Genomic DNA, 19,201 nt, shown 5'->3' on the forward strand with positions numbered 1-19,201 from the left:
CGAGATGGTCCCCGCGCACGCGGGGGTGGTCCCTCGCGACTCACGGCCCGATCCTGGTGGCCCGCATGGTCCCCGCGCACGCGGGGGTGGTCCCAGCAGGATTGACGCACCGTGTACGTAGACTGCATGGTCCCCGCACACGCGGGGGTGGTCCCTACTACGGCCTCCACACCGGCCAGCAGTTCGCATGGTCCCCGCGCGCGCGGGGGTGGTCCCGGGTCCCAGCCTCGCTCGATGAACAGGACGTGATGGTCCCCGCGCACGCGGAGGTGGTCCAGCGTTGCGCGCTTCCGGGATGGCGCGCCGCAGATGGTCCCCGCGCACGCGGGGGTGGTCCCGGGTGGACGTGCATCCCGAGGTCGGCATAACGATGGTCCCCGCGCACGCGGGGGTGGTCCCGGGGCTCCGTTACCGGGCGGGTTCCGGCTCGGATGGTCTCCCGCCCGCGCCCACGTCCGCATGCTCGCTGGAATGGTCCCCCGCGTACGCGGGTGTGGTCCCTGGGGGACCGGGTGTGCCACACCGTGCCCGCCTGAGACAACGCCTCGGCTTGTAGCAGGGCCAAGTCCACTGCAGCACGAGAAACCCATGCGACGCATGGTGGGGCAACCTCAACGGGTACGCGAACCGGACGGTCAGAACACGCCGAAGTCTCCAGCCTTGACGCCCGCCACGAAGGACGCGAATGCGTCGGTGCTCGTGCTCAGCGCCGGACCGCCCGGGACCTTGGAGTCGCGGACGGGGACGATGCCGCGTGAGGCGGCGAGGTTGGCGGCGACTTCGATGCACTGGCCGCCGTTGCCACTGTATGAAGACTTGAACCAGCGGGGGGATTCGGTTGTCACGGGGTGCCCTTTCGCAACTGGTTGATCACGGCCACGGATTCTGCCTGGGACAGTGCTTCGGCCTGTAGCTGATGGTAGGCCGCCAATATGGGCAGTACGAACGTGCTTTCACGCTCCAGATGCCCCCGGTGCGCGGACTCGGCGTAGGAGACAAGGGACCGGTCGGGCAGCGTCAGCATGGTTACGGGCAGGCTGAACGGCCGACGTGCTCCCATGCGGAACGGGGCGATCTGAAGCACAGTGTTCGGTAGCTCGGCAAACTCCAACAGTCGTGCGAACTGAGCGTCCATGATCGCCGAGGCACCCATCGGGCGGAGAACGCACCCTTCATCCAGCACTGCGGAGATGAGGGGTGAGGGCGAGCGGACAAGAGCGGCCTGCCGTCTCGCCACCAATTCCACTCGCTCGCCAGCCTGTTCAGGGGTGATGGCTTCCCGACGTACTGCGTCGGCCTCCAGCTCGGTCGCATACTCAGGAGTCTGCAGCAGTCCAGGAATGACACCTACCTCGTAGAGTCGGATCTCCGAGGCCCGAGCCTCCAGGGTGACGTAGTCCGGGAACCCCTCAATCAGTGATGTCTGCCTCACCGCCCGACTTTGGCGTTCGAGCCTGTCACCGGTGCCGAACACCCTGTCGGCGGCTGCTGCGAACTGGCGAGTTGGAGGGCGACGGCCAGTTTCCACAGCGGAAATATGCGTCCCAGAGCATCCCATGCGGTCGCCCAGCTCGTCCTGCGTCCAGCCGCGCTCGTCCCGCAGCATGCGTAAGCGCTGGCCGAACGCCGCGCCCGGCGATTCCTCGGGATCCAGTTCTTTGCGGTTCACCATTTGAGGCATCCAACTCTCTGAGCATTTTATGCAAGTTGAAGAGGGGCTGGCGGTAGGTCACGCTGAGCCGCCTTGGTAGTGGAATCACTACGGAGAGGAGTGGCCCGTGTCCACGAAGTACGGCGCTTCGGACGAACAGGAACCCCCACACGCCCCGACCCCGACCCCGGCCCCGGCCCCCAGCACGCTCATGGTGGACCTATCACAGGACCGCGTCGGTGAGTTCCGCGGTGAGTGGTGCGGGAAGTGGTCCTTGCGACCGGTCGGGGGCGGGGTCGAGTGGACCGTCGATCCGGAGGACGTACGGCCGGCCGACCCGATACAGCGGCTGCGCGCCGAGCTCACCCGCGCCAACCGTCGCAGCCGTGGTGAGCTGCTGTGACAGGACCGTTCCCCCTCCGCAGCACACGCGGGTGATGGCCACACGACCGCCCGGCTCGGCGCAACCCTCGCCACGACGCCTCGGCTCGCCCCCCGGTGGCACCACGGCCAGGCCGCACGAATCGCGAACGGACTGGACCCGGAACCGGGCACCCCACGGATTCCCCCATACGTGTTACGGCCCGCGCCCACACCCGTGCCCACGTCTGCCCCCGCGGCCGTGCCTGCGCCCGCACCCGCGCTTCGTGCGCTGATGGCCGCGTACCCCTCACATCACCGGCACAGCCCGTGCCCCCTCCTCCCCCCCATCGCCCTCGCCCGGTCTGCCGAAAAGGAAGCGCCCTCATGCCCCTCCTGACGCCGTACGTCGCCTTGCGCACCACCGAACAGCCCGTACGCGAAGCGGAGTTGACCATCGAGTTCGCCCGGAGCGGGCCCCGGCTCGCCTACCGCCACCCACGACCGGGGGACCGCGACCACCACGGCAACCTATGGGTACGCATGGACCAATCCACCACCGGACGCGTGCAGTACAACCGCATGCACGTGCACCGGCAGCGTGCCTGTATGGAGAACCTGCTGTGCCAGGTCTGCGGCGAACCCTCCGACCGGAACGAGCAGGGGTGGCTGTTCCTCGACTGGCGTCGGCCGGACTCGCCGCCGGTCTGGCCCGAGAAATCGATCACCTCCATGCCACCCCTGTGTGCCGAACACGCCCGCGTATCCGTGCTTCAGTGCCCGTTCCTGCGCCGCGCCGACCACGCCGTACTGCGCGTACGCAAACCTCAGCTCTACGGCGTGTCCGGCACCGTCTACCGGCTGACCGCCACCGGATGGCACACGTCCGAGAACGATGTCCTCTCCCCGTACGCCGCACCCCGCCTCCCCGGCATGCTCGCCTCCCGCCTCCACCGTCAACTGCGCGGCGCCACCGTCGTCGAACTCCCCTGACTCCTGCCCGCCTCCGCCCGCGACCCCGGAGAAGAGTTCACATGCTGCAGTGCACGCACCGCGCTCACCGACGTTCCCGAGATGGACGTGCTCGTCGCGCTCACCACCATGCCCGGCGGCCCCGCCAACCCGCCCGACACCGGCTTGGAGGGCTACGCGCTGTGCGAACTCGCCGCACACGACAACCAGCACCGCGGACGAACCGAGCACGCCGCACGCCTCTGGGCGGTCGAGCCACCGGCCACACACGACCTGTGGCTCTTATGGACCGGCACCGGCGAGCGCCGTACGTACCAACTCGCCGAGCTGCCCCCGTGCCCCGCCATCCTGCGCGACCTCGCCACCGGCTGCCGACGCGCGGGCAGATGGGTGTCCGTATTCCGGAAGCGGCATCGGACCGGCGTGCGGGCTACAAAGTGGGCGAGCGTTATGACACGGGACTGCTGTCCTTCGTCCTGCCCAGCAAGGAGGCGGAGGCGTACACGGGCCGACTTCTCCCGGAGGGCACCAGGATGATCGGAAACTTCCGTCCGAAGCAGAAGGACTACCGGCCCGCCGCGGCCTTCTCCCATCTTGGGCTGGCAGAACCCGAGACGCTCGTGCGGGGACTGCGGCGGGCCAGCCTGTGCCCCGACGGCCTCGCCTCTCCCGAAGGCGTGCACCTTCGGCGTTGCGTCGACCTGTTCGCGCACGAGTTCAGGCCCGGTACCACTCGGATCTACGTCCGGTCAACCATCGAGCCGACCGTGCCGCCGCCGCCCGCGAGCCCCGGTCCGTAGAAGTGCTGCGGTCGGCAGGCCGACACGGTGTGGTCGAACCGACCACCGTGCCCGGCCCCGTCAGGGCTCGGAGGTCACGGACCACAGGACATGGACCAGCGCGTCCAGCGTGCCCGCCCAGGCGCTGTCGGTCGGCGTCCCGTAGCCGATGACCAGGGCGTCAGGGCCCGGCGCGGCCTCCGGGTGCCGGAAGCGTGAGAACGCCTCCAGCGCGAGCCCCTGCCACGCCGCCGCGCGCAGCGCCGACGCCTCGCCACCCTCGGGGAGTTCGAGCACGGCGTGCAGACCGGCGGCGATGCCGCTGACCCGGACGTCGGGGGCACGTTCCGCCAGGACCGCGACGAGCTGGTCGCGGCGGTGGCGGTAGTGCAGGCGCATCGCGCGTACGTGGCGGTCGTACGCGCCCGACTCGATGAACTCCGCGAGCGTCAGCTGCTCCAGCGCGCTCGACGACCAGTCGTTGATACCCTTCGCCTCGACCACCTCCCCCACCAGACGTTCCGGCAGCACCATCCATCCCAGCCGCAGCCCGGGGGCCAGGGACTTGCTCGCCGTGCCCAGGTACACGACATGTTCCGGATCCAGCCCTTGCAGGGCACCGATCGGCTGCCTGTCGTAACGGAACTCGCCGTCGTAGTCGTCCTCCAGGATCAGCCCGCCCGTGCGACGCGCCCAGTCGACCGCGGCGGCCCGCCGGTCGGGGTGGAGGGGTACCCCTGTCGGGAACTGGTGGGCCGGTGTGAGCAGCACGGCCCCGATGCCACGTATCCGGTCCAGGTCATCCGTCCTGGCCCCGTGTTCGTCCACCGGGAGGTGCGGGATGCGCAGACCTGCGTCCGTGAGCAGCCGCCAGTGCACATCCAGTCCGTACGACTCGACGGCCGCCTCGCGCACCCGGCGCTTGCGCAGCACCGTCCCCATCAGTTTCAGGGCGTGCACGAAGCCCGCGGATATCACGATCCGTTCCGGGTCCGCGTACACGCCGCGGGCGCGGGCCAGATAGCCGGCGAGAGCGGTACGCAGTTCCACGCGCCCGCGCGGATCCCCGTAGCCGAAGGCGTCGTTGGGGGCGGCGGTCAGGGCGCGCCGGGACGCCTTGAGCCACTCGGCGCGCGGGAAGGAGGAGACGTCCGGCGAACCGGGCATCAGGTTGCGGGCGGGCCGGGAGCTCACCGGACGGGACGGCACCGCCCGGGTGGCCGTCCGGCGGGGCTCGGCCCGCCGCGCCACCCGCGTGCCCGATCCCTGGCGGGCGGTGAGCCATCCTTCCGCGACCAGCTCCGCGTACGCGTCGGCGACGGTGTTCCGGGCGATGCCGAGGTCGGCGGCGAGGCTGCGGGAGGACGGCAACTTGGTGCCGGGGGTCAGCCGCCCCGTGCGCACGGCCTCGCGCAGGGCGTCCATGAGCCCCGCCCGCAGCCCGGTCGAACCCTTCGTCTCCAGGTGGAGATCGGCTCCAAAAGTGGCCCAGGAATCCTTCATGGAAATGGACCATATCGCTGCGCCACCCTCCCGTAACGTCGTCCCCATGACAACGAACGAGAACACCAGCACCACCTCCGAGCTCAACCCCGAGCACACCCCCCGTACGGCCTGGGCCGAGCTGGCGCCCGATGTCTACAAGGCCATGGTCCGGCTCGACAGGGCGTCCCGCGGGGGTCTCGACCCGGTCGTGGGCGAGCTGGTGAAGATCCGCGCCTCCCAGATCAACCACTGCGCCTTCTGCCTCGACATGCACTCCAAGGACGCCCTGGCCGCGGGCGAGTCCGTCCAGCGGATCGTCCAGCTCAGCGCGTGGGAGGAGGCGCGGCACTTCTACACGCCCAAGGAGATCGCGGCCATCGAGCTGACCGAGGCGATGACCGTGCTGACCGACGGGTTCGTGCCGGACGAGGTGTGGGAGAACGCCGCCAAGCACTTCGACGAGACCGAACTGGCCCATCTCGTCGCCGCGATCACGACCATCAACGCCTGGAACCGGTTCGCCGTGACCACCCGCATGGTCCCGGGCCACTACCAGCCGGGCGACAACAAGCACTGACGGGCACCGATCGGTGCCGCACCGGGTCCGTGCACTCCCGTCGCACGGGCCCCGACCGTGCGCGGCCTCCGTCGCACGGGCCTCGGCGTGCGCATCTCACCACTCGCGGGACATGGGGGCACAGGTCCTGGGTCATGTCGCGGGACCCGGGGGTGCGGGTGTCACGGGACATGGGAGCACAGGCCATGAGTCATGAACCGCAGGTCTCACGGCTCACTCCGCTGGCCGCGCGCCTTTCGTGCCCCGCGCACCTCCGCATACCTCTGCGCGGATTGCGCGCCTCGTACGCCCTGCGCGTCCCCCGTGCCCCGCGCGCCCGCTGACCTAGCATGCCGCCGCAAAGGCCCTGCGCATCCCCCGCGCCTCCGGGTCCGCCCGCAGGCTCTGATCGCGCCGCACGCCCCCGCTCACACTCCGCGCACCCGCCCCGCACATGGCCCTCTTCTCCAGGGAGTCCACGATGACCGCGTCAGTCCTTCGAGCCCTCCACCTCGACCGCGCACCCGATGACCCGCTGATCCTCCCGGGTCCGTGGGACGCGGCGAGCGCCCGGGTCCTCGTCGAGGCGGGTTTCCCCGCGCTCGCCACGCCCAGCGCCGGTATCGCCGCCTCGCTCGGCCACAGGGACGGGGAGACACCCGCCGACGAGATGTTCGCGGCCGTGACCAGGATCGTGCGCGCCGTCCCCACGACCGTTCCCGTCTCGGCGGACATCGAGGCGGGGTACGGGCTGCCGGCCGCAGAGCTGGTGGAACGCCTTCTGGAGACCGGTGCCGTCGGCTGCAACCTGGAGGACTCGGTCGACGGCTTCCTCATCGACGTCCAGCGGCAGGCGGACCGGCTGGCGGAGGTGCGCGCGGCGGCCGGTGACCGGCTCTTCGTCAACGCCCGCGTGGACACGTACGTCTGCGGCGTCCCCGACGGCACGGATCAGGAGGCGGAGACGGTCCGCCGCGCCAAGGCATACGTGGCGGCGGGCGCGGACTGCGTCTACCCGATCATGGCGCCGCCCGAGGCCCTGCCCCGGCTGGCCGCCGCCGTCCCGGGGCCGCTCAACGCGGTCGCCCTGCTCGACGGGCCGCCGCCGCGCCGCCTGGGGGAGCTGGGCGCCACCCGGATCACGTTCGGCCCCGGGCTGCAGCACCGGGCCATGGCCGCCCTGCGCGAGACCGCCGACGAACTGCTCAAGGGGTGACCACCCACTGACCGTCCGCGACCGCCCGCTGTCCGACCGGTCGCACGGCCGGTCGGACAGCGGGCGGGTACGCCACCGCCCCCGGCGGCGCTGCATCCGCAGTCGTCGCCGGGGGCGGTGGTGTACGCGCGTGAAGACGTACGTCCCGGAAGGAACGGGTCAGATCAGGCCGAGCTCGCGAACCGCGTCGCGCTCCTCGGTGAGCTCCTGGACCGACGCGTCGATGCGGGTGCGGGAGAACTCGTTGATGTGCAGGCCCTGGACGATCTCGTACTTGCCGTCCTTCGTGGTGACGGGGAAGGACGAGATGAGGCCCTCGGGCACGCCGTAGGAGCCGTCCGACGGAACACCCATGGAGGTCCAGTCACCGGCGGCGGTGCCGTTGACCCAGGTGTGGACGTGGTCGATGGCGGCGTTGGCGGCGGAGGCGGCCGAGGACGCGCCACGGGCCTCGATGATCGCGGCGCCGCGCTTGGCCACGGTCGGGATGAAGGTGTCGGCCAGCCACGCCTCGTCGTTGACGACCTCGGCGGCGTTCTTGCCGGCGATCTCCGCGTGGAAGATGTCCGGGTACTGGGTCGCCGAGTGGTTGCCCCAGATCGTCAGCTTCTTGATCTCGGAGACGGCGGCGCCGGTCTTGGCGGCCAGCTGCGAGATCGCGCGGTTGTGGTCGAGGCGGGTCATCGCGGTGAAGCGCTCGGCCGGTACGTCCGGGGCGGCGGCCTGCGCGATGAGCGCGTTGGTGTTGGCCGGGTTGCCGACGACGAGGACCTTGATGTCGTCCGCGGCGTGGTCGTTGATCGCCTTGCCCTGCGGCTTGAAGATGCCGCCGTTGGCGGAGAGCAGGTCGCCGCGCTCCATGCCCTTGGTACGCGGGCGGGCGCCCACCAGCAGGGCGACGTTGGCTCCGTCGAAGGCCTTGTTGGCGTCGTCGGTGATCTCGATGCCGCGCAGCAGCGGGAAGGCGCAGTCGTCGAGCTCCATCGCGGTGCCCTCGGCGGCCTTCAGGCCCTGCGGGATCTCCAGGAGGCGCAGGTTGACCGGCACGTCCGGGCCGAGCAGGTGGCCGGAAGCGATGCGGAAGAGCAGTGCGTAGCCGATCTGGCCGGCTGCGCCGGTCACGGTGACATTCACGGGAGTGCGGGTCATGGCGATCTCCGTTAGACAGCTGGCGGTGGGGGTTCCTGGCCCCTGGAGCTGGACATCCCTGAATCTTGATGTGAAGAGATATCCATCGGCCAGGCTATCCGACCCGGAACCTCCTGGCCGTTTGGCCCCCTGTGGGACCACGCACGAGCCGTCCCGCTCTGCTCACCCGGTCGTATCCGTTTCCCCCTTCGTTCCCGCCCCCTTCGTCCTCTTCCTCGGGGCTGATTCCCGGCCACCTGTGCGCACGGCGCGCCCGTTTCGCTCGTACGCGTGCGGGTCCGTCGTACACGTGCGGGTCCGTCGTACGCGTGCGGGTCCGTATCGCTCGTATGCGTACGGTCCGTGTACGGGCCCTCGTACGTGCGCTCGTACGCGTATGAGCGCACGTCGTACGGCCTCGTCCGTCGTCCTAGGGGGAGCCGTACGGAACGGGGCCGACACCGTTGCGCGGCGATCACACCGTGGCGGAATGGTCACTTCCGTGCCACAGGCCCCAGGGTTCCCTTGAACCGCCCTCCGCCGTCCACGAGGCTGAGGTCAGGACGGGGGCAAGGCCACGCAAGTCGCCACAATGCGGAACACGAGTTCCGGTGGCCCCCCGACCCCGGTGTCCGTCCCTCCTCGGGGGAAGGGACGGGCGCCACGACAACGGCGCCGCCCACTGGGGCGGCGCCGTTGTCGTACGGGCGGGCGGGCGGGAATCAGCGGATCGTGAAGTGGACCGCGTCCTCCAGGAACGGGATGTCCAGCCACGGCTTGGGCTGGGCCACCAGCGCGAGCATCACGATGAGGAAGCCGAGGAGTCCGTACGTCACCAGGTCGGTGAAGCGGGAACGGACCGCCAGCATCCCGACCGACGGGACCACGAGCCGCAGCACCGCGCCGCCTATGAGGGAGGCACCGATCAGGATCGTGCCCACGCGGAACGCCTCGGCGAACGGGTCGACGGCCACGATCAGCAGCCCGAGGCCGGCCACGCAGAGCACCGCGAGCAGCGGCCACTGCCGGGCCGGTGCGGGAGCGTCCCCGGGCGCGGCCCGGCCGCCGCCCTCGGGGCGCGCGGTGTCCCGGGTGAACAAGGGGGGCCGCCGCGACGAACCGGAACCGGCGTCACCGCCCTCGCCGGAAGCGGCCTCGTTCGAAGCTGCCTCACCGGACGCGCCCTGACCCGGAGCCGCGTCGTTCGACGTGGCCTCGGCGGACACGCCCTCGCCCGGAGCGACCTCGCTCGCCGCGGCCTCGCCGGACGCGTCCTCGTTCGACGCGGCCCGGCCCGGCGCGCCCTCGTCCGCCGTGGCGGCGTCCGCAGTGGCGGCGTCCACCTCGGCGGCCGGGCGGGCCGGGCTCCTACCAGCACCCATGGGGGTTCCTTCCGGATTCGGGTCCGCCGGGTCAGGCGGCGGCGGACGCGGCGCGCTCGGCCGCCTCGACCACGTTGACGAGCAGCTGGGCGCGGGTCATCGGACCGACACCGCCGGGGTTCGGGGAGATCCAGGCGGCGACCTCGGCCACACCCGGGTGGACGTCTCCGATGATCTTGCCGCTCTCGTCCCGGCTGACGCCGACGTCGAGCACGGCCGCGCCCGGCTTCACGTCCTCGGGCTTGATGATGTGGGGCACCCCGGCGGCGGCGACGATGATGTCGGCGTGCTTGAGGTGCTTGGAGAGGTCACGCGTACCGGTGTGGCACTGGGTGACGGTGGCGTTCTCGGACCTGCGGGTCAGCAGCAGTGGCATGGGACGGCCGATCGTGACGCCCCGGCCCACGACCACGACGTGCGCCCCGTTGATCTCCACACCGTGGTGGCGGAGCAGCTGGACGACGCCCTGCGGGGTGCACGGCAGCGGACCCGTCTCGTTCAGCACGAGCCGGCCCAGGTTCATCGGGTGGAGACCGTCGGCGTCCTTGGCGGGGTCCATCAGCTCCAGGACGCGGTTGGTGTCGATCCCCTTGGGCAGGGGCAGCTGCACGATGTACCCCGTGCACTCGGGGTCGGCGTTGAGCTCCCGGACGACGTCCTCGATCTCCTCCTGGGTGGCGGTGTCGGGAAGTTCGCGCTGGATGGAGCCGATGCCGACCTCTGCGCAGTCGCGGTGCTTGCCGTTCACGTACCAGCGGCTGCCCGGGTCGTCCCCGACGAGCAGTGTTCCGAGGCCAGGGTTGACGCCCCGTGCCTTGAGGGCCGCCACGCGGACGGTGAGATCGGACTTGATCGCGGCTGCGGTGGCCTTGCCATCGAGAATCTGGGCGCTCATGTCCCCATACTCGCGGATGACCCCGCCCGTATACCAATTCCAGGCGCCCGGGAACAGCCGTCATGTCTCGCTTGAGCAACATCCAGCCATCCCGACTGGACAAACTTACATTCTGTTTATAACGATTATGAGCGCTGTGCCGCAGTAGTACCGGGGGGCGGACCACAGACCTTCTCTTTCCTCCGTGCGGCCGCATCGTCCCCATGTGCACGTTGGAGGAACTCCCCAGATGAGCTTCGGCGACCCGAACAACCCGTACGAGCAGCAGCCCGGTCAGCCGCCGCAGGGCCAGCCGGGATACGGCTACCCGCAGCAGGGCGGCGCCCCCCAGCAGGGGCAGCCCGGTTACGGCTACCCGCAGCAGCCCGGTCAGCCGCCGCAGGGTCAGCCCGGTTACGGCTACCCGCAGCAACCCCCGGCCCCGGGCACGCTCCAGGCCAACAACGGCTACATCAACGTGCCGAACCTGGGCACGGTCCAGATCGGCACCATGGGCCTGCGTCTCGGCGCGCGTCTGATCGACGGTCTGGCCATCGGCGTGCTGTACGGCATCATCAGCGCGATCGGCGTGGCCGGCGCCCTGGGCCTCGCGAAGAGCACCGAGGACTGCACCTACGGGACCGCCGGCTACGACTCCTGCATGAACGACGCAAGCGCCGGCTTCATCGCCACCATGTTCAGCATGCTGGCCATACTCGTCCTGGTCACGTTGCTCTACGAGTGGCTGATGATCTCTCTGGTCGGCGCGACCCTGGGCAAGATGGCGCTCGGCCTGAAGGTCGTCAAGGAGAGCACCGGTCAGAAGCCGGGCCTCGGTGCCGGTTTCATCCGCTACATCATCCCGATCGTCGGCGCGTTCCTCTGCTACATCGGCGCCGTCCTCGTCTACCTGTCGCCGTTCTTCGACAACTCCGGCAAGCTGCAGGGCTGGCACGACCGTGCCGCCGGCACGCTGGTGGTCAAGAAGAGCTGACGCAGACCTGACGTCGGTTCACAAAGGGCCGGAACTCCTCGCGGAGTCCCGGCCCTTTGTGCTCAGGCGCGCGGCGCTCAGTGGAAGAAGTGGCGCGTACCCGTGAAGTACATCGTCACGCCCGCCTTCTGCGCGGCCTCGACGACCAGCTCGTCACGGACCGAGCCGCCCGGCTGGACCACGGCCTTCACACCGGCGGCGGTCAGGATCTCCAGGCCGTCCGGGAACGGGAAGAACGCGTCGGAGGCCGCGTACGAGCCCCGTGCGCGCTCCTCGCCCGCCCGCTCCACGGCCAGCTTCGCGGAGTCGACCCGGTTGACCTGTCCCATGCCGACGCCCACCGAGGCGCCGTCCCTGGCGAGCAGGATCGCATTGGACTTGACCGCGCGGCACGCCTTCCACGCGAAGGCGAGTTCCTTCAGCTCGTCCTCGGAAAGCGCCTCACCGGTGGCCAGGGTCCAGTTGGCCGGCGCGTCGCCCTCGGCCTGGAGGCGGTCGGTGACCTGGAGCAGCGCGCCGCCGTCGATCGGCTTGACCTCGACCGGGGCGGTCGGGGCGTCGGGGCAGCGCAGCACGCGGATGTTCTTCTTGCGGGCCAGGACCTCGACCGCGCCGTCCTCGTACGCCGGGGCGACGATGACCTCGGTGAAGATCTCCGCGACCTGCTCGGCCATGGCCACGGTCACCGGACGGTTGACGGCGATGACCCCGCCGAAGGCGGACAGCGGGTCGCAGGCGTGCGCCTTGCGGTGCGCCTCGGCGACGTCGTCGGCGATCGCGATGCCGCACGGGTTGGCGTGCTTGATGATCGCGACGCACGGCTCGACGTGGTCGTACGCGGCCCGGCGCGCGGCGTCGGTGTCCGTGTAGTTGTTGTACGACATCTCCTTGCCGTGCAGCTGCTCCGCCTCGGCCAGGCCACCGGTGCCGGAGGTGTAGAGCGCGGCGGGCTGGTGGGGGTTCTCGCCGTACCGCAGGACGTTCGCGCGCTCGTACGTCGTACCGAAGAAGTCCGGGAATCCCGAGTCGTCGGCGGCGGCGTAGTCGGCGGCGAACCAGGAGGCGACGGCGACGTCGTACGCGGCGGTGTGCTGGAACGCCTCGGCGGCCAGGCGCTTGCGGGCGGCGAGGTCGAAGCCGCCCGCGTTGACGGCGGCGAGGACGTCGGCGTACCGCTCGGGGCTGGTGACCACGGCGACCGACGGGTGGTTCTTGGCGGCGGCGCGGACCATGGACGGACCGCCGATGTCGATCTGCTCCACGCACTCGTCGGCGGAGGCGCCGGAGGCGACCGTCTCCTTGAACGGGTACAGGTTCACGACGACGAGGTCGAACGGCTCCACGCCCAGCTCGGCGAGCTGCTCGCGGTGGGCGTCCAGGCGCAGGTCCGCGAGGATGCCGGCGTGGACGCGCGGGTGCAGCGTCTTGACGCGGCCGTCGAGGCACTCGGGGAAGCCGGTCAGCTCCTCGACCTTGGTGACGGGCACCCCGGCGGCGGCGATCCGCCCGGCGGTGGAGCCGGTGGAGACGAGCTCGACACCCGCCTCGTGCAGACCGCGGGCGAGGTCTTCGAGCCCCGTCTTGTCGTAGACACTGACCAGGGCGCGGCGGATGGGCTTATTCACCGACATGACCGAGATGAACCTTTCGTCCCTCAATGCGATAGCCGTCGCGGGCGAGCCGCCGCACGGCCTCGACGAGCAGCTTGCGCTCGACTTTCTTGATGCGTTCATGGAGGGCCGCTTCGCCCTCCGCCGTGTCCTCTTCGGTCACCTCGACCACGCCCTGCGCGATGATCGGACCGGTGTCGACCCCGTCGTCGACGAAGTGGACGGTGCACCCGGTGACCTTCACGCCGTACGCGAGCGCGTCGCGCACCCCGTGGGCACCGGGAAAGCTGGGGAGCAGGGCGGGGTGGGTGTTGATGAACCGGCCGCCGAACCGGGCGAGGAACTCCTTGCCCACGATCTTCATGAATCCCGCCGACACCACGAGATCCGGGTGGTGCTCGGCGGTCGCGGCGGCGAGCGCCGCGTCCCACTCCTCGCGCGTGGCGTGGTCCTTGACCCGGCACACGAAGGTCGGCAGCCCGGCGCGCTCCGCCCGCTCCAGACCGACGATGCCGTCGCGGTCGGCTCCGACCGCGACGACCCGCGCGCCGAAGCCCTCGGGGTCGTCACCGATGGCGTCGAGCAGTGCTTGGAGATTCGTTCCGGAACCGGAGACCAGCACGACCAGGCGGGCCGGTCCGGTGGAAGGGGGCGGGGAGGCCACGGCTGGGCCCTTTCTCGCGTGATGAAGCAGGCGACGATGAATCAAGCGGCATGGAGCAAGTGACGCTGAATTTGTATGGTCGTACGAAAGAATCGCGCCCCTCGATACGGGGAACTCTACGAACGGTCGACCGTCAGCAACGATACCGGGAGCCGTGCGAGCCCCCTCGGGACGGGGTGAGGGACCGCGCATCCGTCGCATATCGGCCACCACGGGGCCCGGGGCGGGCCCGGGGTCGCGGTCCGGCCGCTCGGCGCGGCCACTCCCAGCTTTCGGCCCCTCCTGGCCGGGAGGTAGCGTCAGGGGACAGGGATCCGTCCGCAGGACGGAAATGACGAGATGGGGAAGACGTTCACCACATGACGGACCGACGCCGCCGCACCGCCTTCCACCACTCGTCGCAGCCGTTGCCCGGGCCGGCCTCACTGTTGCCGCAGCCGTCGTTCGGAGCGCCCTCGGTGTCGTTCGGAGCGCCCTCGACGTCGTCGCGGCCGCTGCCCGCGCCTGGCTCGCCCTTGCTGCGCGAGTACCGGTCCTCCGCCGACTCCTCCCCGTCCTCCCCGGACACCGCGGGCGCCCCCGGTTCCGCGCGTTCTCAAGGGTCCTCCGGTCCCGCCGACGACAATCCGTTCGCGGCACCGCCCGAGAACCGCCCCGACCGGCCCTGGCGGCCCCGCACCCCCTCGAACGCCGACGACGGCCGGGAGAACGGCGGCCACGGCGACGAACGCGGCGGGAACGGGAGCGAGGGCGGCCGATCGCCCGAGGGCGGCTCCTCCGGCGACCGGCCGGCCTGGGGCAGCCAGTGGAGCAATCGGCAGCCCGGCCGACAGAGCGGCGGTTTCGGCGGACGGCCCGGGGGCTCGGGCGGCGCGAACGGTCCTGGCGGTCCTGGCGGTCCCGAGGGCAGCCCCGGCGGACTGCGCTGGGACCCGACCGACCCGGCCCAGCGCCGAGCGCGCTACGCACTGCTCGGCGGCATGTGGGCGTTCTTCTTCGCGCTGTTCGACTTCCCGGAGATCGCCCTGCTGCTCGGCGCGCTCGCCGTGTACTGGTCGATCAGCGCGCTCCGTAACAAGCCGAAGGATCCCTCCGCGCCGGGCGGCGCCGGAGCGTCCCGCCCGGCCGCGCCGGGCGGCGCACCGGCCGTCGGCTCCCTCCAGGGGTCCGGCACCGGGCACGTCCCGGCGGCCGGGTCCGCTCCCGGCTCCCCCGCCCCGAGCTACAGCCGCCAGCAGACCACGGCCGCGCTCAGCGGTCTGGTGACGGCCGTGCTCGCGCTCTCGGTCGTCGCGACGACGTTCACGGTGCAGCTGGTCTACCGCGACTACTACACCTGCGTGAACGACGCCCTGACCAAGTCCGGCCAGCTCGCCTGCAACGATCTGCTGCCCAAGCCGCTGGAGCCCATCTTCGGCATCAAGAACTGACCGTCCTTCACCGAGGACCGAACGGTCCTCGGATCCGAGGACCGGCCGTCCCCTCCGGCGGCGGCCCGTCTCACGGCTTCCCCGACGGCCCGGCGTCTCCCCCCGTACGCCGGGCCGTCCGCGCGTGCCAGGGGTCGGTCGGCAGGAAGTCGTACTGCTCCGCGTCGTCGTCCTCGAACCCCTCCGCCCCGCCGACGGCCACCGCCCCGCGTGGTGTGGACGCCCTCGCGGAGCCCCGGCCGGTCCGTGCCCATCTCGGGCGCGTCGGTGGAACGGGTGCCTCGGCGGGCGCCTGACCGACGGGCCCGCCTGCCGCTCCCTCCGCCCCCGCCGCTCCCTCCGCCCGCTCCGTCCCCGCCGTCCGGTCCGTGCTTCGCGCCGCCCGACCCGTTCGCGCCGTCTCCTCCGCCCCGTCGGCCGCGTTCCGGCGACGGCCCCGTCCCCGTCCGCCGTTCCACCCGCGCAGCCGCCAGGCCCGCAGCAACAACGCCCCGGGAACGGCCAGCACCATCGTCCACGCCGCGGCCGCCGCACCCGTCAGCCACCACACCGGGCCGAACTCCGCGAGCGCCCGGGTGCCGAGCGGCCCGCCCGCGGCGGCGGCCAGCACGGCCATCAGCGATCCGCACCCCAGCGCCCCGAGCGCGGCCGTCAGCGCTGTCCCGCCCGCGCTCCACGCCTCCCCCGGCCCGCCCCTGTCCGCATCTCCGCCACTTCTGCCGCTGCCTGCGTCTCCGTCGCCGCCGTCACCCGCGTCGTGGACGGGGACGGCGCTTCGTACCGTGAACCGGGCGACCACCACCCCGGCGGCGACCGGCACCACCGCGGCCGCCCAGTTCGGCCACGTCCCCTCCCCTCGCTCCGGCACCGCGGCCAGCAACGGGAAGACCGGCAGCGCCGGGGGCCCCGAGAAGGCGAGCGGGGTGACCGTGGACGCCGTACCGAGCGCGAAGCCCGGGCCGAGCCCGTACGCGGCAGCCCACACCGCCGCGTTCGGCACCAGGACCAGCGCCAGCAGCAGCACCGCGCCCCGGTCCGCCCAGCCCCCCACGAGCTGGACGAACGACTGATGAGCCGCGTCGGCGTGCCAGACCAGCGCCACGGCGACGAGCAGCGCCCCGCCGCCCAGCAGCGTCGTCACGCCCGCCGCGGCGGATCGCCACACCGTCGCGGCGCGTTCCCGGGACCCGGAGCGCGCCAGCGCCGCACGGACGCGCATCGGCACCCGGGCCGGAAGCGGACCGACCGGGTGCCCGTACGCCGTCCAGACGCCGGCCGCCGCGGCAGCGGCCACCACCACGGCCGCGGGAAAGAGCAGCGACACCACGCGCACGGTCGGCGAACCGTCTCGCGCATGGAGCGCGACCGCCGCCATGACCACCGCGTACCCGCCCGTGACCAGGCCGAACGCGGCCGACGCCGAAGGCGCCGCGCGCCCCTCCTCGGCCTCCAGGGCGTCCCGGGCCGCACGGTGCACCAGCCACAGCGGCAGCACGGCCGGCAGCAGGGGGACGAGGCCGACCGGGGCGGGAATCCCGTCGAGCGTGTCGGTCCTGATCAGCTCGGCGCCATGGGCGAGCAGCCAAAGCCCGGCCGCCGTGTGAAGAGCTCCGGAGGGCCCGTCGTCGGAGCTCGGGGAACTGATCCACAGCACCATGACGAGCACGGTGAACGCGCCGAGCCCCAGCCCGGCCGCGAGCCCTCCGCGCAGGAAGGTGAAGACCAGTACGGCGGAGCGGCTGCGTCGTGCGGATCGTTCCGCCGCCTGGACGCCGGTCGGCCCCTCGGTCTTTCTCCCGGTCTGTTCCGCGGTCCGCCTCGCGGCCTGTTCCGCGGCCTGTTCCGCCGACAACGGCGGGCTGCCTCCGGTCACTTGGGTCACGCCATCATGCTGCCAACGACACGCGCCTATTTCGTGTAAGAACGACCACTGTGTCGCTCAATATGCGTTTATGTACTCAATGACTCGGCGCAGACCTACGAGGGTCCGTTCATGACGCCGGCCGGGCGCCCCCGCGACACCCCTGAACCAACCGCCCTGCCCACCGTGCCCCTGCCTGCCGGGGCCGTGCCCGCGCCCAGCGGGCCGGTGTCCACCGGCGGGTCCGGGCCTGCCGGCGGCGGCAGGTCCGGACCCGAGGAAGGGGATCGTGGTTCCGTCGAGCCGCGCGATGTGTCCGAGGCGGCGGTCGAGGCGTTCGACGCCCTGTACGCGCACTGCTCGACCGCTCTCTTCCACCAGACGTTCCTGCTGACCGGGCGCCGAGGACGCTCCCGCGAGTCCGTCGCGCGGGCCTTCGCACTGGCCTGGGAGCGTTGGCCCGAGGTCGCGGTGGACCCCGACCCGGTCGGCTGGGTGCGGGCGGCGGCGTACGAGTACGCGCTGTCGCCGTGGCACCGGCTGCGCCTCGCGCACCGCGGCGTCGACCCGCTGCCCGAGGAGTCCGGCGCACGGGCCCTGCTCGACGCGCTGCTCGCGCTGCCCCCGTCCTACCGGCGCACGCTCGTGCTCCACGACGCCGTCGGCCTGGCCCTGCCGGAGACCGCGGCGGAGACGGAGGCCAGCACCCCGGCGACGGCGAGCAGGCTGATGAACGCGCGTGCCGCGGTCGTCGAGCGACTGCCCGAGCTGGCGAACCCCTCGTCCACCGCCGAACGGTCGGCCCTCCTGCGTGAACGGATCGGCGTGCTCGCCCGGGGGCACCCCGAGGCGTCCGCCGCGCTCCCCGCGCCCGGCGCTGTCCGTACCGGCAGCGAGCGCAGGGCGCGGCGGTGGACCGGGGTGGTCTTCTCCTGCGCGGCGCTGCTGATCGGTCTGCCGCTGTTCGCCCCGGTCACGACGCCGGCCCGGTACGAGCCCGCGGAGTCCCCGGTCCACCGGGGGGAGGAGGCGCCGCCGCGATTCGGTCCCCAGCCGCTGACCCCGCAGGACCTGAAGCCGCGCACGCGGCTGGACGGCGAACTCGTCCAGGGGCCCGCCCACCTGAGCCCCCGGGCCGACTGACCGTCTTCCCGCCCGTCACGGGGCCTTCCCGACCGCCGCGCAGGCCGGGCACACGGGCTGTCACGGGGCCGGGCGAACGGGCGGTCCTGCGGCGGAACGAAAACGGCGCGGGCCCGCACCCCTGACCAGGGATACGGGCCCGCGCCGTCTGTGCGGTGCCGCGCCGGGGCGTGCCGCCCCGGTCGGAGCGACGGTCAGGCGCCGAGGATCTCGCGCGCCAGCTTGGCGGTCTCGGTCGGCGTCTTGCCGACCTTGACGCCGGCGGCCTCCAGGGCCTCCTTCTTCGCCTGCGCGGTGCCGGAGGAGCCGGAGACGATGGCGCCGGCGTGGCCCATGGTCTTGCCCTCGGGGGCGGTGAAGCCCGCGACGTAACCGACGACCGGCTTGGTGACGTTGGCCTTGATGAAGTCGGCAGCGCGCTCCTCGGCGTCGCCGCCGATCTCGCCGATCATCACGATCAGGTCGGTGTCGGGGTCGGCCTCGAACGCGGCGAGGGCGTCGATGTGCGTCGTACCGATGACCGGGTCGCCACCGATGCCGACGGCGGACGAGAAGCCGATGTCGCGGAGCTCGTACATCATCTGGTAGGTCAGCGTGCCGGACTTGGACACGAGACCGATGCGGCCGGGCTTGGTGATGTCGCCCGGGATGATGCCGGCGTTGGACTGGCCGGGGGTGATCAGACCGGGGCAGTTCGGGCCGATGATCCGGGTCTTGTTGCCCTTCGAGCTCGCGTACGCCCAGAAGGCGGCGGAGTCGTGGACGGCGATGCCCTCGGTGATCACGACGGCGAGCGGGATCTCGGCGTCGATCGCCTCGACCACGGCGGCCTTGGCGAAGGCCGGCGGCACGAAGAGCACCGACACGTTCGCGCCGGTCTTCTCCATCGCCTCGGCGACCGTGCCGAACACGGGTACCTCGGTGCCGTCGAAGTCGACCGACGTGCCCGCCTTGCGCGGGTTCACGCCACCGACGATGTTCGTGCCGTCGCCGAGCATGAGCTTGGTGTGCTTCATACCGGTGGCACCGGTCATCCCCTGGACGATGACCTTGCTGTCCTTGGTGAGGAAGATTGCCATGGTGTTGGAGTCCCTCG

General features: G+C 71.6%; 18 protein-coding genes and 1 CRISPR repeat array (1 of these 19 cut by a window edge). Of the genes, 8 read left to right on the forward strand and 10 right to left on the reverse strand.

The features are described 5' to 3' along the window. Nucleotides 1–399: direct repeats of the CRISPR family, unit length 29 nt; unit sequence ATGGTCCCCGCGCACGCGGGGGTGGTCCC; it begins 380 nt to the left of the window's first position. 236 nt (nucleotides 400–635) lie between these two features. Continuing rightward, nucleotides 636–845, reverse strand: coding sequence for a DUF397 domain-containing protein (locus ACFYY6_RS01365; protein WP_351523223.1), 210 nt, complete (start codon nucleotides 843–845; stop codon nucleotides 636–638). Then, the gene (locus tag ACFYY6_RS01370) at nucleotides 842–1,672 is read right to left on the reverse strand and encodes a Scr1 family TA system antitoxin-like transcriptional regulator (protein ID WP_386608786.1); all 831 of its coding nucleotides are present in this window, start codon (nucleotides 1,670–1,672) and stop codon (nucleotides 842–844) included. Before ACFYY6_RS01370 ends, ACFYY6_RS01365 begins: the two co-directional genes overlap by 4 nt. Before the next feature lie 106 nt (nucleotides 1,673–1,778). On the opposite strand from ACFYY6_RS01370, the gene ACFYY6_RS01375 reads away from it, so the two are divergent. The 3 genes from ACFYY6_RS01375 (at nucleotide 1,779) to ACFYY6_RS01385 (ending at nucleotide 3,783) form a co-directional block, all read left to right on the forward strand. Continuing rightward, on the forward strand, nucleotides 1,779–2,054 hold the full coding sequence (locus ACFYY6_RS01375; protein ID WP_389191189.1) for a hypothetical protein: 276 nt from the start codon (nucleotides 1,779–1,781) through the stop codon (nucleotides 2,052–2,054). 344 nt (nucleotides 2,055–2,398) lie between these two features. Next, nucleotides 2,399–3,004 (forward strand): hypothetical protein, encoded by a 606-nt coding sequence (locus ACFYY6_RS01380; RefSeq protein WP_351523219.1) that lies wholly within the window; start codon nucleotides 2,399–2,401, stop codon nucleotides 3,002–3,004. A 365-nt stretch (nucleotides 3,005–3,369) separates the two neighbouring features. Then, nucleotides 3,370–3,783 carry a hypothetical protein gene (locus ACFYY6_RS01385; protein WP_389191192.1) on the forward strand — a complete coding sequence of 138 codons (414 nt, stop codon included), beginning with the start codon at nucleotides 3,370–3,372 and terminating at the stop codon, nucleotides 3,781–3,783. Nucleotides 3,784–3,843: 60 nt separating this feature from the next. Here ACFYY6_RS01385 and ACFYY6_RS01390 read toward each other — a convergent pair whose 3' ends face one another. After that, on the reverse strand, nucleotides 3,844–5,265 hold the full coding sequence (locus ACFYY6_RS01390; protein WP_389191195.1) for a PLP-dependent aminotransferase family protein: 1,422 nt from the start codon (nucleotides 5,263–5,265) through the stop codon (nucleotides 3,844–3,846). 46 nt (nucleotides 5,266–5,311) lie between these two features. Here ACFYY6_RS01390 and ACFYY6_RS01395 point away from each other — a divergent pair, with 46 nt between their 5' ends. Both ACFYY6_RS01395 and ACFYY6_RS01400 read left to right on the forward strand, forming a co-directional pair. Then, the gene (locus tag ACFYY6_RS01395; RefSeq protein WP_351629983.1) at nucleotides 5,312–5,824 is read left to right on the forward strand and encodes a carboxymuconolactone decarboxylase family protein; all 513 of its coding nucleotides are present in this window, start codon (nucleotides 5,312–5,314) and stop codon (nucleotides 5,822–5,824) included. Nucleotides 5,825–6,284: 460 nt separating this feature from the next. Continuing rightward, on the forward strand, nucleotides 6,285–7,019 hold the full coding sequence (locus tag ACFYY6_RS01400; protein WP_351629985.1) for an isocitrate lyase/phosphoenolpyruvate mutase family protein: 735 nt from the start codon (nucleotides 6,285–6,287) through the stop codon (nucleotides 7,017–7,019). Nucleotides 7,020–7,178: 159 nt separating this feature from the next. Here ACFYY6_RS01400 and ACFYY6_RS01405 read toward each other — a convergent pair whose 3' ends face one another. The 3 genes from ACFYY6_RS01405 to ACFYY6_RS01415 form a co-directional block, all read right to left on the reverse strand. Next, nucleotides 7,179–8,168 (reverse strand): malate dehydrogenase, encoded by a 990-nt coding sequence (locus tag ACFYY6_RS01405; RefSeq protein WP_351525290.1) that lies wholly within the window; start codon nucleotides 8,166–8,168, stop codon nucleotides 7,179–7,181. Between the two features lie 701 nt (nucleotides 8,169–8,869). Next, nucleotides 8,870–9,529, reverse strand: a complete 660-nt coding sequence (locus ACFYY6_RS01410; protein ID WP_351525291.1) for a DUF3017 domain-containing protein — start codon at nucleotides 9,527–9,529, stop codon at nucleotides 8,870–8,872. Nucleotides 9,530–9,560: 31 nt separating this feature from the next. Then, complete coding sequence (locus tag ACFYY6_RS01415; protein WP_351525292.1) at nucleotides 9,561–10,424, reverse strand: bifunctional methylenetetrahydrofolate dehydrogenase/methenyltetrahydrofolate cyclohydrolase; 864 nt, start codon at nucleotides 10,422–10,424, stop codon at nucleotides 9,561–9,563. 229 nt (nucleotides 10,425–10,653) lie between these two features. Between ACFYY6_RS01415 and ACFYY6_RS01420 the strand changes: the two genes are divergently transcribed. Beyond that, complete coding sequence (locus ACFYY6_RS01420) at nucleotides 10,654–11,397, forward strand: RDD family protein (RefSeq protein ID WP_351525293.1); 744 nt, start codon at nucleotides 10,654–10,656, stop codon at nucleotides 11,395–11,397. A gap of 77 nt (nucleotides 11,398–11,474) precedes the next feature. Here the strand turns inward: ACFYY6_RS01420 and purH are convergent, their stop codons facing one another. Then, nucleotides 11,475–13,028: a bifunctional phosphoribosylaminoimidazolecarboxamide formyltransferase/IMP cyclohydrolase gene (gene purH / locus ACFYY6_RS01425; protein ID WP_389191199.1), complete on the reverse strand. Its 1,554-nt coding sequence runs from the start codon at nucleotides 13,026–13,028 to the stop codon at nucleotides 11,475–11,477. Beyond that, the gene (gene purN / locus ACFYY6_RS01430) at nucleotides 13,015–13,671 is read right to left on the reverse strand and encodes a phosphoribosylglycinamide formyltransferase (protein ID WP_351525295.1); all 657 of its coding nucleotides are present in this window, start codon (nucleotides 13,669–13,671) and stop codon (nucleotides 13,015–13,017) included. Before purN ends, purH begins: the two co-directional genes overlap by 14 nt. 359 nt (nucleotides 13,672–14,030) lie before the next feature. Here purN and ACFYY6_RS01435 point away from each other — a divergent pair, with 359 nt between their 5' ends. After that, on the forward strand, nucleotides 14,031–15,101 hold the full coding sequence (locus ACFYY6_RS01435; protein WP_389191203.1) for a hypothetical protein: 1,071 nt from the start codon (nucleotides 14,031–14,033) through the stop codon (nucleotides 15,099–15,101). A gap of 70 nt (nucleotides 15,102–15,171) precedes the next feature. Here the strand turns inward: ACFYY6_RS01435 and ACFYY6_RS01440 are convergent, their stop codons facing one another. Next, the gene (locus tag ACFYY6_RS01440; protein WP_389191206.1) at nucleotides 15,172–16,983 is read right to left on the reverse strand and encodes a DUF6350 family protein; all 1,812 of its coding nucleotides are present in this window, start codon (nucleotides 16,981–16,983) and stop codon (nucleotides 15,172–15,174) included. A gap of 111 nt (nucleotides 16,984–17,094) precedes the next feature. On the opposite strand from ACFYY6_RS01440, the gene ACFYY6_RS01445 reads away from it, so the two are divergent. After that, nucleotides 17,095–18,105, forward strand: coding sequence for a sigma factor-like helix-turn-helix DNA-binding protein (locus tag ACFYY6_RS01445; protein ID WP_389191209.1), 1,011 nt, complete (start codon nucleotides 17,095–17,097; stop codon nucleotides 18,103–18,105). 194 nt (nucleotides 18,106–18,299) lie between these two features. Here the strand turns inward: ACFYY6_RS01445 and sucD are convergent, their stop codons facing one another. Next, nucleotides 18,300–19,184: a succinate--CoA ligase subunit alpha gene (sucD, locus tag ACFYY6_RS01450; RefSeq protein ID WP_351524964.1), complete on the reverse strand. Its 885-nt coding sequence runs from the start codon at nucleotides 19,182–19,184 to the stop codon at nucleotides 18,300–18,302. Nucleotides 19,185–19,201 lie beyond the last annotated feature (17 nt).

Origin of the sequence: Streptomyces sp. NPDC001750 (genome assembly GCF_042892615.1) — a bacterium.
Classification (GTDB): Bacteria; Actinomycetota; Actinomycetes; order Streptomycetales; family Streptomycetaceae; genus Streptomyces.

Bases quoted from the DNA above. Each gene is read 5' to 3' on its own strand.
- ACFYY6_RS01415 (WP_351525292.1), bottom strand. From the start codon at position 10,424: ATGAGCGCCCAGATTCTCGATGGCAAGGCCACCGCAGCCGCGATCAAG.
- ACFYY6_RS01405 (WP_351525290.1), bottom strand. From the start codon at position 8,168: ATGACCCGCACTCCCGTGAATGTCACCGTGACCGGCGCAGCCGGCCAG.
- ACFYY6_RS01435 (WP_389191203.1), top strand. From the start codon at position 14,031: ATGACGGACCGACGCCGCCGCACCGCCTTCCACCACTCGTCGCAGCCG.
- ACFYY6_RS01445 (WP_389191209.1), top strand. From the start codon at position 17,095: ATGACGCCGGCCGGGCGCCCCCGCGACACCCCTGAACCAACCGCCCTG.
- ACFYY6_RS01385 (WP_389191192.1), top strand. From the start codon at position 3,370: ATGGGTGTCCGTATTCCGGAAGCGGCATCGGACCGGCGTGCGGGCTAC.
- sucD (WP_351524964.1), bottom strand. From the start codon at position 19,184: ATGGCAATCTTCCTCACCAAGGACAGCAAGGTCATCGTCCAGGGGATG.
- ACFYY6_RS01390 (WP_389191195.1), bottom strand. From the start codon at position 5,265: ATGAAGGATTCCTGGGCCACTTTTGGAGCCGATCTCCACCTGGAGACG.
- ACFYY6_RS01370 (WP_386608786.1), bottom strand. From the start codon at position 1,672: ATGGTGAACCGCAAAGAACTGGATCCCGAGGAATCGCCGGGCGCGGCG.
- purH (WP_389191199.1), bottom strand. From the start codon at position 13,028: ATGTCGGTGAATAAGCCCATCCGCCGCGCCCTGGTCAGTGTCTACGAC.
- ACFYY6_RS01410 (WP_351525291.1), bottom strand. From the start codon at position 9,529: ATGGGTGCTGGTAGGAGCCCGGCCCGCCCGGCCGCCGAGGTGGACGCC.
- ACFYY6_RS01395 (WP_351629983.1), top strand. From the start codon at position 5,312: ATGACAACGAACGAGAACACCAGCACCACCTCCGAGCTCAACCCCGAG.
- ACFYY6_RS01400 (WP_351629985.1), top strand. From the start codon at position 6,285: ATGACCGCGTCAGTCCTTCGAGCCCTCCACCTCGACCGCGCACCCGAT.
- ACFYY6_RS01420 (WP_351525293.1), top strand. From the start codon at position 10,654: ATGAGCTTCGGCGACCCGAACAACCCGTACGAGCAGCAGCCCGGTCAG.
- ACFYY6_RS01380 (WP_351523219.1), top strand. From the start codon at position 2,399: ATGCCCCTCCTGACGCCGTACGTCGCCTTGCGCACCACCGAACAGCCC.